The organism is Bythopirellula goksoeyrii (assembly GCF_008065115.1).
Lineage (GTDB): Bacteria > Planctomycetota > Planctomycetia > Pirellulales > Lacipirellulaceae > Bythopirellula > Bythopirellula goksoeyrii.
On record NZ_CP042913.1, the window covers coordinates 4,381,278 to 4,394,827 of the forward strand.

At 50.9% G+C, this 13,550-nt stretch carries 7 protein-coding genes; 3 read left to right on the forward strand and 4 right to left on the reverse strand.

What is annotated here, in order from left to right; all coding sequences use genetic code 11:
- Positions 1–1,283 precede the first annotated feature (1,283 nt).
- The 4 genes from Pr1d_RS17385 to Pr1d_RS17400 form a co-directional block, all read right to left on the reverse strand.
- Positions 1,284–3,272, reverse strand: a complete 1,989-nt coding sequence (locus tag Pr1d_RS17385) for a sodium:solute symporter family transporter (RefSeq protein ID WP_210417755.1) — start codon at positions 3,270–3,272, stop codon at positions 1,284–1,286.
- Positions 3,273–3,494: 222 nt separating this feature from the next.
- The gene (locus Pr1d_RS17390; RefSeq protein ID WP_148074711.1) at positions 3,495–4,424 is read right to left on the reverse strand and encodes an endonuclease/exonuclease/phosphatase family protein; all 930 of its coding nucleotides are present in this window, start codon (positions 4,422–4,424) and stop codon (positions 3,495–3,497) included.
- Positions 4,425–4,484: 60 nt separating this feature from the next.
- On the reverse strand, positions 4,485–7,649 hold the full coding sequence (locus Pr1d_RS17395) for an alpha-mannosidase (RefSeq protein ID WP_148074712.1): 3,165 nt from the start codon (positions 7,647–7,649) through the stop codon (positions 4,485–4,487).
- An 88-nt stretch (positions 7,650–7,737) separates the two neighbouring features.
- On the reverse strand, positions 7,738–8,814 hold the full coding sequence (locus Pr1d_RS17400; RefSeq protein ID WP_148074713.1) for a GntR family transcriptional regulator: 1,077 nt from the start codon (positions 8,812–8,814) through the stop codon (positions 7,738–7,740).
- 294 nt (positions 8,815–9,108) lie between these two features.
- Between Pr1d_RS17400 and Pr1d_RS17405 the strand changes: the two genes are divergently transcribed.
- From Pr1d_RS17405 to Pr1d_RS17415, 3 genes are all read left to right on the forward strand, one after another.
- Positions 9,109–10,101 carry a DUF1559 domain-containing protein gene (locus Pr1d_RS17405; RefSeq protein WP_210417756.1) on the forward strand — a complete coding sequence of 331 codons (993 nt, stop codon included), beginning with the start codon at positions 9,109–9,111 and terminating at the stop codon, positions 10,099–10,101.
- A gap of 173 nt (positions 10,102–10,274) precedes the next feature.
- Positions 10,275–11,687, forward strand: coding sequence for a sulfatase (locus Pr1d_RS17410; RefSeq protein WP_168205311.1), 1,413 nt, complete (start codon positions 10,275–10,277; stop codon positions 11,685–11,687).
- A 42-nt stretch (positions 11,688–11,729) separates the two neighbouring features.
- On the forward strand, positions 11,730–13,511 hold the full coding sequence (locus Pr1d_RS17415; protein WP_148074716.1) for an arylsulfatase: 1,782 nt from the start codon (positions 11,730–11,732) through the stop codon (positions 13,509–13,511).
- Positions 13,512–13,550: the final 39 nt, after the last annotated feature.

Below are 13,550 nucleotides of genomic sequence, written 5' to 3' on the forward strand. Positions count from 1 at the left end.
TTGTGAACGATCTATTTTTCTTAAATATCCCCATATAAGTACCAGAGAGACACAATGCAAAACAACCGTCCTAACCGTCCTCCGCGACAGGCACGGCCTCACTCCAAAGTGTCACCGGATGACACCCAGGAAGCCGATCGTTTGGCAAGGATCGAGAAGATATGCAACGGTAATAAGCAGATAGACATCTCGCCGAGATGCTTCACTGAACCCGAGTATCAGCGTGCGACTAAGTTGGCGAAAACTACAGCTGGGAATTGAAACCACCATGAAGAAACGAAGGAGACGTCCCGATCCCACCCCAGCGCAGATTCGAGAACGGTGCGAGAAGATACAGGCAGGCTGGACGGAGGCTACTCGACGAAGGCGTGCGCCATGGTTGTATGAAAGGGGAAGAGTGATGTTCCCACGATACACTCACTCAGACGCGAAATTCGCCCTTAGACGCGTCGATCAAGAGAACGGGTGAAAATACCTATCGAAGGCCAATCGCTCGTTAGACGCGACCCTAAGCGATTGAATTCAGATTGATCAAGTCTGAGGTTGCAAGATACTTCTTGACGAGTATTGCTTTGCCACTCTTTAGTCCGTCTCGCGCGCGTGGGTGTAGTTTACCAAATTGCCTAGAGTCTGGCGAATAAAATCGCTACTCCACCCTTTATGCTCCACCAACACAGACACCTATCTCGATCCGCTTCGTTCACTAGAACCTATCGCCAAATCATCCTCTACGCCTGATAGACTAGCCAACCCTTACAGTTTTCAGCGTTTTTTCCCTATTTTTAGCTTCAACACAGATGGCCCCGCTACTGGTGTCAAAAAACCAGCAAAGCTCTCCTAGAATGAGAATGCGATTAGAAGCAGTCGCTTAGGATTGTTTCGCAACTACTAGGAGGATCTGCAACGATACTAACATAAACGGATACCACGAAGCCTGGATCGCGATTATGTCAGAATCAGACGCTTACTCTATAGAGGGCGGACGTTGGCTGAGGTCCGTGACACAGCCGGGCATTCAAATGTGAGCATCCACCCGTATCTATCTGCTTGTGGCCGTGGAGGGAGGGCTGGAGTGTTTGTTTAGGTGATATGATACTGATATATGTAATGTGGTTTTTTGATTGCTTCTCATTCGTTCTTAGGAGTAGAGATAGTGCCTAATGCTGTCAGTGTTGCAATGCCGTACAAATAAAAACTGTCATGAATCGCTTCTAATTGTTCAGTTGGATTAGAGCGGGACAAACCTCTCGATCACATCTGCACTAACTTACGAGTGGTAGTACTCAGAATACTTCTCTATCCGAGCACGTATCCATGGACGGCGCGGGAATGTTGATGTGGCGCAGCCAGATGTGATAGAGGCCGAATAGGGCGATTGCGGCGATTCCTGAGCAGACTGCACAGGCATACCAATTGCGAACGATCAACAACATCGGAACTAGGAAAATCATTATTTGGAACGTCAGAGCAAAAGGAACGGCTGAAATATCCCTCCGATGTTCGCTGGTTACCTGCTGCTTTACAGGTTCGGGCAATTCGTCCTTGAGGTGTTTCCAAAAGCCGAAAGGCCAGGTCGTTCGATAGAAATGACGCAACACTTCCGGGTCTGTGGGAGGTGTCAGTAGAGCTCCTACAACGGAACCCAGCAGGCCAATTCCTCCGATGAATAGCAACTGATATTGAGGACCCAAATCAGGAACGAGCAATCGTTGACAGAGGGCAGCCACCATGCCGCAAACCATGCCACACGCAAAACCACCGCCGTTAAATCGCCACCAATATAGCCTCAGAATAATAGGCATCATCATGCCACCACCGAGTCCCATGATGATCCAATCCCAAACCTCGTGGATACTCTTCACATTGTAGGCAAATGCGAAACCAATGAAGACCATGGCTGCGATGAAGATCCAAGTGGCAACCAACAATTCACGGATTTCAGCAGACGGCCGAATGTGTTTTTGGTAAATATCACGAACGAACATTCCGGCTGTCATGTTGACGTTCGAATCAAATGTGGACATCGATGCTGCGAGCAATGCGATCAACATCAGTCCGCGGAAACCGGAAGGAATCTTGAAGAGCAGGACGGCGGGAAGAATGCGTTCGGGATTCACAGTGCCGTGATAGCTGACCAATAGTAGTTGCCCCTTCCACCGCTCTCCCAGCCCTGCCTGTAATTTGGCAACCAATTGGGGATCACTTGATTCCGGCGAGTTGATTAGGGCGGAGGTGACGTGTTGCCAATTCTCCTCTGTTACGTCCGGCACATGTTGTTTGATCAGGGAAGCAGTATCTTGGATTACTGATTGGTCAGGGAAAAGGCTATTGACTAGAACCAAGCCCAATACAGCAAATCCCATCATCATCGGCCAACGTACGGACATCAAGCAGGTCCACAAGAATGATAGCTTGCTGCAATCGGCGTCACACTTAGCACCGAAGTATTTAGGATCGTCGCCGGTGCCCATTCCAAAGAAAAGATTGCGTAGCAAGTAAAGACCGGCGAAGGCAATTAGGGCTTGATACTGCTGGTAACCTTCGGGCATGGGAGTATGCCACTCTGGCGTGGCAGTCGTCCATTGCGAGTTGCCGGTGACTTGTGTCGCTAGCACCTGTAAGCTGCCGGCATCGGTCACCTCAGACATAGCCAAGTAGGAAACCAGAATTACGGCAGCGATGATTATTAACGACTGAAGGAGGTCCGTGAATACAACGCCGTAGAACCCTGAGAACATTGTATAGATAGCTGCCACTCCGATCAGGGCGACAGCGCATTGCATGGGAGAGAAGGGCAACAGCATCGAGAGAAACAGCCCCATCGCCTTAATAAGATAGGCCAACATGCCAATCAACCAGACGATGGAAGCGATCGCCTTGGCAAGTTGGGCAAAGCGGCCTCCGGGTCCGTCGCCGAAGCGATAAATCATCCATTCGGCGCCAGTTAGGCATCCGGATCGGCGATGCCACTTGCCGGTCCAGAGCATCATGAGCACCAGTACCAATACGGCGCCGCCGCGAAACTCAATGAATAGTCCTCGCGGTCCCAGCATGTAGAGGAAGGAGACGATAACCATTGTGCCGGCTACGTCCAAGTAGCTGGCCATTCCCGAAGCGCCCAACATCCACCATGGTAATGCGCGTCCGCCGACTAGATAGTCTTCTAGGCTAGCCGACGCAAATTTCTTGAGATAGAAAGTCATCCCGATCAGCAACATCAGATAGAGGCTGATGATCGTGTAGTCGAAAGAGTTAAGATACCCGCTGGTCACAATGATTTCGTCCTTGGAAAGGTTCTTCCCAGCCAGAGGCGTACAGCCTAATTAAGGCCAAATGAAATAGAAAAGAAGATATTCGAGTAGAAATATAACAACAACCATCCTCATGGCACATAGGTTTGATCACAGTTAGTGTCGAACGGATTCTGGTGTCCCTCTCGAAGAAGATGTTGTTGTGTTCCTATCATGATTGCCTCCTAATAAGTCAGCAACGTGTCAATTTGCCAGTTCCAATACTACGGTCACTGGATAGTGATCAGATGGGTATCTTCCCTGATCATTGAAGTAATCTATCGCAGCCTCAGACACATCCCAATGGGGTGACGAAAGAATCCAATCGATACGTCGCCCCGAGCGACTGCCAGTCCAGTGCGAGTTTGATGACTCACCTTTTGGGGCGCGGATTGGAAAATTCAACCGGTAAGTATCAGTCAAGCTAAGTGCATCAGTTGAGTAAAGTAATACCTGATATGGCAGGCTTCCTTCGTCAGAATTGAAATCTCCAGTGATTATGGCTGGAGAAGCACCTGCAATGAACTCGATGTGAGCACGTAGGATTGCGGCTGATTGAAGTCGAGCCTCTCGACTCTTGTTGTCGAAATGTGTGTTGAATACGAAGAAACTTGTTGCAGGTCTTGATCGCTCGCGAAGATGTGTCCAGGAAACCATGCGAGGCCAATCAGGATTCCAAGACTTCGAGCCAGGAACGTCGGGAGTTTCACTGAGCCAAAAGTGTCCCGATTGCGTTTTCTTAAATCGCGACTTGAGAAAGTATATTGCGCTTTGTTCTTCTTCTGAGTCCGTCGGGATTCGGCTTGTACCATGGTGTTCGTATTCCGAAAGATTCTGCTTAAAGAACTCCGCCTGCATGCCCATTAACTCTTGCGTTCCCAGTACGTCTGGATCAAATTGACGTATGGTCTTTATGACCAGCTCACGGCGATTTCTCCAATGGTTAGCGCCATCTTGGGCTTTGCCATTTCGGATATTGAAGCTCATGACTCGAACAGTCGATGCGTCAGGATTTTCTGCCGCGACTGTAGGTGCAGCAAAGCCACAATTGGAGATCGTCCCGATCATAGCCAAGAGTATCTGGCTAAGGATAAAGTGAATTGCCCTTTGCTCTCGTTCATGACGGACTATCAAAAGAAACGCTCCTGTGACGAGATCATATTGCGATTTCCAGGAGTTCTTTTTCAGATCTCGTTATGTGAGGTGCAAGCAAACTATTTCTGATGGACGGTAATCAATGGGAACACAATTCCATGGATAGTTCTCATCACTTAGCTCCGTGAACAGATCGACTTGCTCCAGGTCATCTTCTATGATGTTCGAATTCCATGCAGTCGTGAATGGAAGCTTAGACTTTAGTACGGCCTTGCCATGTTGACCGTAAGGATCATAGAGTCGTACCACAACTCCGTCGCCTTCTTCAGCAGGCTTAATGGTATCTAAGACGAGATCTCCCTCTACGGTGAACAGCGATTGTCCAGCATCGCTGGATGGTCGGTTGACCCAAAGGAGTGGTTGATTGAATGTGGTCGCCTCAGAAACAACTTTTCCTCTTCGCCAATCTCCTTGGTGTGGGACAACGGCATAGGAAAACTGATGCTTGCCAATATCGCAATATTTATCTGGGTAGGAAGGTGCTCTTAGTAAGCTCAACGCAAGTACGCCGCGATCCACACTAAACCCGTATTTGCAATCCGTGAGTAAGCCGAGCCCATAACCAGGCTCAGAAAGATCGGCCCAGCGATGCCCTGGCACTTCGAATTGGGCCGCATCTGCCGCCGTATTGCGGTGCGTTGGACGTTCGGCAAACCCGAAGGGCATTTCAAACGTTGCGCGGTCTGAGCGGACCGTGGTGGGAAAGAGAACCTTGAGAAGCTGGTGCTCCTCTTGCCATTCGACCTCGCAGTCAAATTCCAGCCGTCGCGAATCTGCGTCCAAACGAACGGTCTGTGTCATGGTGCTGTTGCGACCAATTGATCGTTCGAAGACGATTTCAGCTCGCAACGGTCCTTTGGACTGAATTTCGCATCTTGTTGCTGGCTCACAATCTTGCCCAGTTTCCAATATCGATGGTTCGACGTCCCAGGCATCCCAGAGGCTGGGCCGATCCTCATGGAGTACCAATTTGTTGCCTGGCGTACTCAGAATTTGCCGGCCAGATTCCAGGTCAACTAACTCGAGCACCTCTCCGCTCTCTGAGAGAACCACAGTCATCAGACCGTTCTGCAGATGCAGTTTTCCCTCATGGAGTTCAACGGCCACGGGAACGAATGGCTTATTGCCAGGTACCTGTCGACCAAAACCTACCGAAGGAGATTCTACAAGTGTCAGACCTCGGCCAGCAACATCCACTACCTCGCGGCGTGAGACACTTGTCGTATTTAGAGCCAACAATTCACTCGGTTGCGAATCGTCCGAAGCGAGTTGGTCGAGAAGTTCGTCTCGAATCGCCTGACCGTATTCCAGAATCGAGGCGAAATCGGCTCGTGCCTGTTCATGCACTTCCGCAATCGAGGAGCCAGGGAGAATGTCGTGAAATTGATTCAGCAACAGCTTTTTCCACAACTGATCGACACCCTCTTTGGGATAAACTGCCTGCGATTCACTGTGAGCCAATACGCCCAGGAGTTCAATGTCGTGGAGCAAGCGTTCGCTTTTCCGCAGCCCCCGCTTCATCATTGCTTGGCTTGTATAGGTAGCGCGATGCAACTCCAAGTAGAGTTCGCCCACAATGGTAGGAATCGATCGAGTATTTTTCTCAAGTTGCTCAAAAAACTGTTCAGGAGTTCGCTGCTTACAACGTGGAACCCCAAGAAGATCTTCGGTTCGCCGTAATGTCTCTAGCATTTCCGGCGTTGGGCCTCCGCCTCCGTCTCCGTGTCCAAAGAGGTAATAGGCATCATGTCCACGATCGGAATTCTTGTAGTTTGCCGCATGATAACGAAGTTCTTCGACTTCGCATGTTCCGCTGTAGGTGTCTGCCGGAGGGAAGTGGGTCAGCACACGACTGCCATCAGGGCTTTCCCAGTAAAAAGTGTGGTGTGGAGGCGAAGTAAAGCGATTCCAAGAGAGCTTCTGAGTCAGAAACTTGTCGATCCCAGCCAATCGCATGATTTGCGGCAATTGTCCTGAGTAGCCGAACACATCTGGATTCCAAAACTCAGTGCAACGATGATCAAATCGGCTTTCAAAATAGCGCTGTCCAAAGAGGAACTGCCTGCAAAGCGATTCGCCAGATGGAAGAATACAGTCCGGCTCAATATAGGTTCCCCCCACCGGGACCCATTGACCTGAATCGGTCTTCGCCAAAATTCTCCCAAATAGATCAGGATTCTGACGCTCGATACATTCGTACTGGTAGGCCTGCGAACAGGCAAAAAGAAACTCGGGATAGTCGTCCATGTTTCGCACGGCAGAACTGAATGTTCGCACGGTCTTTCGGTAGGATTCCGCAAGTGGCCAAAGCCAAGCTGTGTCAATGTGTGCGTGTCCGATTGCGCTTAACTCATGACACACTCCGCCGTTGCTTACGGCTAGCAGCTTGGAGAGCATCTTGCGTGCGGTCCTCCAAGTCTTGCGGTTGCTTAGGTCCAGAGTGTTGCACACTGCGTTAAGATCGTAGAGAAGCTGTCCCGCCCACGCAGGCTCAAGGGCTGGACGGACTAACGGTTTTTTCTCTGGGCCGATCGCTCTTGTTAGCTGGAGAGGGACTCGATCAGCCACAAGTTCCGTTAAAACCCGGACGTCGTGATAGAGGTCCCATGCGTCTTGATCGAAGCAACGTATCTCACACATTTCAAGCCAGTGTGACGACCTTGCAGAGGCCTCTGGCCACGGTAAGCCCGGTACGCCGTCCGCACCGAGCAAATGATTGCAAGCAACTTCAACAAAAACAGTAAACTCTTCGCCGCCAACTGCTTCTTCAATTATCATGGCCGTATCGCGTCCTGGATTGAAGCCTTGAACCGAAAGACCCTTCATCCAAAGTAGTGCTTCACTGTTGCTACGCCATGCCAGATCAACTCGGCGACCTTTCCAATCTATCGGGATCTGAATCCTAAGTCGAAACCAGAAAGTAGCGAAGGTTGGCCCAAGAGATTCACCCAATTTGACCGAGCGATAGTTTAGTGCCGTCGCCTCAGAGGGTGGAATTCGTTCGACTGGACCTGCAATTTCGAGTTGCTCTACTCGATTACGTTCAGGATAGATCGCCTCGCTGAGTCGATTATTAAGAGACTGAACTCGTCCGAGAATATAGTTGCTTTCCCCAAGAAACGGCGGCGAGCTGGCAGGGTAGTTCTGGCAAGCAGCGATGGGCTGGCGCTCTGCTATCGTTTTTTCTTGCTGCTGCTGGTGCATGAGTGAGTTCGTGCCAGGTTCGTATCATGAAGAAAGCAATTTTGGAGCAGGACTAAAGACTTAGATGTGAAATCTTCGGGCCACGATTCTACTTCATCTGGGTTGGCGGCCCGATTGAACCGCCGTCAAAGATTTTGAGATTCTTAGGTTCTAGGAGTAAAGGACCTTGCCAGTTATCTATAGTGCCACCTCCCGCAAACCAGTCAGCACAAGCATTCATATATTCTACTGGATCGGGTCGCTCGAAAGAAGCGAGCGGTGGATTGATAAATTTACCAATACCTTCACAGTCAACGGTACAAACACTCAACCGGTCACCTATCGATAAGCCCGCCTCGCTGGCCGCCCGAATGACTCCCATGGCTGCAGGTAGGGTTACGCAAAGCACGGCTGTTGTTTGGTCGTCGATCTTTTGAATCCATTTTCGAGCAACTTTAACTCCTGCTTCAAAAATATTTTCATCGACACCACAAGGCTCATCGACCAGTCGACCGCCCACTTCCTCACTTCTCAGCCAGTCGCTCCATTCGTCCATTCTTGCCTGAGTTATCGTGTTATGTCCCTGGATGTTGATGCAATCGATCCGACGGTGCCCCAATCGTTGTAAACGCTGCATCATGGAAATGATTAGTCGTGGCGGAAACAATACGATAGATGGCATATCGAAGTGCGTGAGATCTTCTGATAGTGCTACTACGCTGTTTGCATCGGTTAGCAACTCGGCTGTCCATGCGGGGATAGGTTCCGAGCTGGTCACCAAGAAAACGCCATCGAATGATCTGATTGATTCCGTGAGAGCAGGGTCATCCCAATGGTGGTAATTGATAACTCGTATACGGTCTCCTCGCTGACGGGCAACATTCTCCATGGCTGCTAACCACAGTTGGAGATCCGGCGAAAATGACGTCGGCGAAATGCTGGGCGAAACAAAAGCGATTTGCATTCCGCCAACTTTGTCACGCGCCTTAGAGCTAATTACCAACCGTCGGTTGGGGGCTCGTTCCAATAGGCCTTTCCCCTCGAGGTCCTCAAGTGCTTTTCGAAGCGTGACGCGACTCACTCCAATATCGTCGGCAAGCTCTCTTTCAGCGGGTATGCCAGTCAGGGCGTAGTCCCCCTCCTGTATTCGACGTTCGATCATGCTGGCAATTCGAAGATGTTTCATTTCGAAATATTTGTGGTCGCAGCTATTGCGGATATTTTTTGACTCAAAGCTGGCCTAGACCAACAGATAGTCCACAATTGGTATACTGACATACTAATCTAAAATCTCCTTTTAGGGAAATCAAGTAGAGGCATTTTTACATAACCAAGGAGAATTTAGGCTGTCGATTGACAATAATACCAAAAATGGTCTATAGTATCTATCTCTTCTGTTGCTCCCGTCAAGAATTGTGCAAGTATTACGCATCCAATGCAGCCACAACATCTACAACCAAGGAAGTGCTTCAGGCAGCGAGTGGCAATATCCGCGGTGCCGACTTCAGCTTACTACCCTGACAGACGCCACTTGCGCGGGCCAGCTGCTACCGCTGGCTTCACCTTAGTCGAGTTGATGACTGTCATTGCGATTATTGGCGTACTGATTGCACTACTACTCCCGGCCGTTCAAGCAGCCCGGGAAGCCTCGCGACGGACTCAATGCACCAACAATTTGAAGCAACTCTCGATTGGGCTTACCGCTTTTGAGGCGGCAAACGCCAAATTCCCGGCTGGGCAACGGTGGTCAGGCCCCCGATCGGATCCGGCAAGCTATGCGAGCGCATGGTCTGTGGCCTTACTCCCGCAAATAGAGCAACAGACGGTCGCCAATCTGTTCGACATGCGATTTCCCCAAAGTGCTCAGCGCAATCTGCCTGCGACGAGTCAGGTTATTGGTCTCTACCTGTGCCCGAGTACCTCGCAGATCGAGTCGCATCGATCCGAGTCTGGTCACTTGATAAACTTGGGTGGTGTCCCGGGTGAGGGAATGGCTTGCATGGACTATCTCGGCATCTCCGGTCCTGACAAAGATGCTAAGAATCCATTGAACGGCGAGCTCTATGGCCGACAGCGGGGCATCCTGATCGGTACCAAGGGCTTTCCCAATAGCGCTAAGCTCACCGATCCTCCTCCCATCCGAGCTAAGGACGTAACCGATGGTCTGTCGAACACTACCTGGCTTACGGAGTGTACTGGGCGCGGTGCTGATGAAAAGCAAGGCATTGTCGATGCGATCCATGGCGCTTGGGCCTCTGGCAATAACGTCACTCATATCGACGGCGGCATTAACGATGACCCACTCCCACGGGCATGGCACAATGAGCGGATTCACTCGGACCACCCTGGTGGCGCCCAGTTCGCTATGTGCGATGGTTCAATTCACTTTCTGTCTGACTCGACCAGTAAAAAAGTGATTCGCTCCCTCTGTTCTCGCAACGGCGAGGAGCTACTGTCCGAGGAAACTCTCTGAAGACTGGTCGGCAGTTGCAATCATGAGGTGAGGCCTCAGTGCGGCAGAATCAGGCTAGGAAAACTCGGTCAATTGCCACCGATGGTCGTTGACAAACCACCATTCGAAAAGGCAAATGGATTATTGTCGCTGCGTGGTAAACCTTTTAGTGAAAAATGAAGAAAGACCATGGCATGAAGAATTGGATGGACCGTAAGTACATCGTCGCCCTGATGAGTTATTTGGGTGTCATGATTTGCCAAGTTTCCGTTGAAGCTAAGCCGTTGAATGTGCTTTTCATTGTGATTGATGATTTGCGCCCGGAGCTAGGTTGCTACGGCAATGATTCCATGGTCACGCCAAATATTGATCGACTGGCGACGAAAGGTGTGAAGTTTAACCACGCCTATTGTCAGTATCCGGTCTGCAATCCCAGCCGCTCCTCGTTTTTGACCGGCAAGCGTCCAGATGAGCTCGGAATCGTTTCCAACCGAGTATCATTGCGCAAAGAGTGGCCGAACATCATCACGTTGCCGCAACTGTTCCGTAAGAACGGATATTTCACTGCTGGGCTGGGAAAACTTTTCCACCAGGGACTGGATGACAACGGCAGTCAAACCCTATTTCGCGGCGCGGCATCTTTTGACTTTTCTTACAAGGCATTGGGGAATAGCCCGAAAATTGGAAAGAAGGGCGAAGGACGCAAAGCGGGTGATGGCAGCATACCCTGGTGTAAGTGGCTGGCCGCCGAGGGAGGCGACGAGGCACAACCCGACGGTATGCTCGCTGCCGAAGCGGTGCGCGTTCTTGAAGAACATCACGACCAACCTTTTTTCATTGGTGTTGGGTTCCATAAACCTCATGATCCCTTTATTGCTCCGAAGGAGTATTTCGATCTCTATCCGCTCGATAAAGTCAAGTTGGCCCAGGATCCAGAGGATCGCATCCCTCTGTTAAAACATGCCCTTCCAAAGAGTTACGATTTCTCGAAGTTCACCGACCAAGATTGCCGTGAAATTAAACGAGCCTACCAGGCATGTACCAGTTTCTCGGATGCGCAAGTGGGCAAATTGTTTGAAGCGATGGACCGGCTGGAGCTGTGGGACAGCACGATTGTTCTGCTCCTGGGCGATCATGGATACCATCTAGGGGAACATGGCTGGTGGAACAAGGTGACCGTCTTCGAACTCGGAGCGCGAGGCCCCATGGTCATGTGGGTGCCCTGTGCCGAGAAGATGGGCCAAGAGACCGATTCCGTCGTGGAGTTTCTGGATATCTACCCGACGTTCGTGGACTACTGCGGGCTCAAGGCACCGCACAAGCTTTCGGGAAAGAGCCTGCGTCCGGTGTTGGAGAACCCTTCCAGCACTTGGGACAAAGCGGCCTATACGCAAGTTGTGCGAGGGGGAGTTGGGATGGGCTATAGCGTTCGCGTTGGCCCGTGGCGTTTCACACAATGGGGCAATGATGGCGAGGGGGGCATTGAACTCTATGATCACTCCAAGGATCAGCTAGAGTATTACAATCTGGCGGACCAACCCGAATACAGCAAACTTCGCAAGCGCCTCGCCACATTGTTGAAGAAGGGTTTCCCCGTTTTGAACTGAAACGCTGACTTAGACCCAATTAAGACTCGGTATGGATTGTCGATGAATAGGTCCCAGTTTAATCTGACGTTGCTTCTTGTTGTCTTTTCCGCACTCGCTTCGTGCCTCTGCCGAGCCTCTCTGAGTGCAGAAGTCTGTCGGCCCAATGTCGTACTTGTGATGACAGATGACCAGAGCTTTACAGACTTTGGTGTGAATGGCAACGAAGCTATCCTAACGCCCCATATCGACTTGCTTGCTGAGCAGAGTACATCATTCTCTCAGTTCTACGTCAGCCCCGTGTGTTCCGCGACCCGAGCCAGCCTGATGACAGGACGCTACAACTACCGAACTCGAGTCGTCGATACTTGGCTGGGGCGTTCGATGCTAGAACCCTCAGAGTTCACGCTTGCAGAGTCACTTTCCAAGGGGGGATATGCCACAGGAATTTTTGGCAAGTGGCATCTCGGCGACTGCTATCCCATGCGACCTACTGATCAGGGTTTTCAAGAAGTTTTGGTTCATCGTGGAGGAGGGCTAGCCCAGCCTTCCGACCCCTTGAACAATCGACGTCGATACACCGATCCGGTTTTGATTCACAACGGCGAGACGGTACAAACTCAGGGCTACTGCACAGATGTGTACTTCCGCGCCGCGGAGCAATTCATTGATCTAACTGTCGCAGATGAAAAAAATTTCTTTGTGTACATTGCGCCTAACGCACCGCATGGACCATACCACGATGTTCCGGAGCGACTCCGCGCGCAATACGTGACAGAAAGTGAACGACTACGCAGGTTACTGCCAGAAGATTCAGCGTCGGACGATCGCGTCGTTGATGATCTTACGCGAGTAGCTGCAATGATTACGAATATCGATGAAAATGTGGGCCAACTAAGGCGATTCCTAGAATCTAAGGGTCTGAACCAGAACACTCTTTTCCTATTTCTTTGCGATAATGGGCCAACGCCGCGCCGCTTTACCGGCAAGCACCGAGGAATGAAATGTGAGGTACGTGAAGGAGGGATCCGCTCGCCTCTTTGGGTTAGCTGGCCTGCCAGAATAAAGTCAAACGGTAAACACGACGAAATCGCCGCACATATCGATCTGATGCCAACCATACTGGAGGCATGTGGCATTGAGCCGGATCCAAACATTCAACTCGACGGCCGCAGCTTGATGCCGCTGCTTCAGAACGCCGAAGTCGATTGGCCTGATCGAGAGATAGTCATTCAGGCTCACCGCGGCGGCGAGCCTCAACGACATCATAATTTCATGATTCGAAATCAGCAATGGAAGCTAGTGCATCCCAGCGGTTTCCATCTCGAAAGATTTGAGGGCACGCCTCAATTTGAACTTTATGAAACAGCTACCGATCCTGGCGAAATGCGAAACCTAGCCGAACAACATCCCGAGGTCGTCGACCGACTTCGAGCGGCTTACGACCGATGGTTTGACGACGTCTCGGCAACTCGCCCCAACAACTACGCTCCGCCCCGAATTCACGTCGGAACTGAGTTCGAAAAGGAGACGGTGCTGACGCGAAACGATTGGCAGGGAGAAAACTGGTCGAGTGAGACCGTTGGCCACTGGCAGGTGCAAATCGCCCGAGGTGGTAATTATCGGGTGGTCGTGCATTTCGAGCAGCTCGGTGACGAAGTCACTATCGAAATCGGCGACGTTCATCGTACATTATCTTCAAATGGCCAAATGTCCGTGGCGTTCGATGAGATCCAACTCTCTCCGGGAGAGTGCTCGGTGTCTGCGTGGGCAAGCGGACCGGGACGTTGGGGAGCCTACCAGATTTTCTTATCTCGTGCTGCAGAAATTCATCCCACTCCCTAACTGCGAGTCGTGTCGCAAAGTAATCGCCGTGAGTCGGTA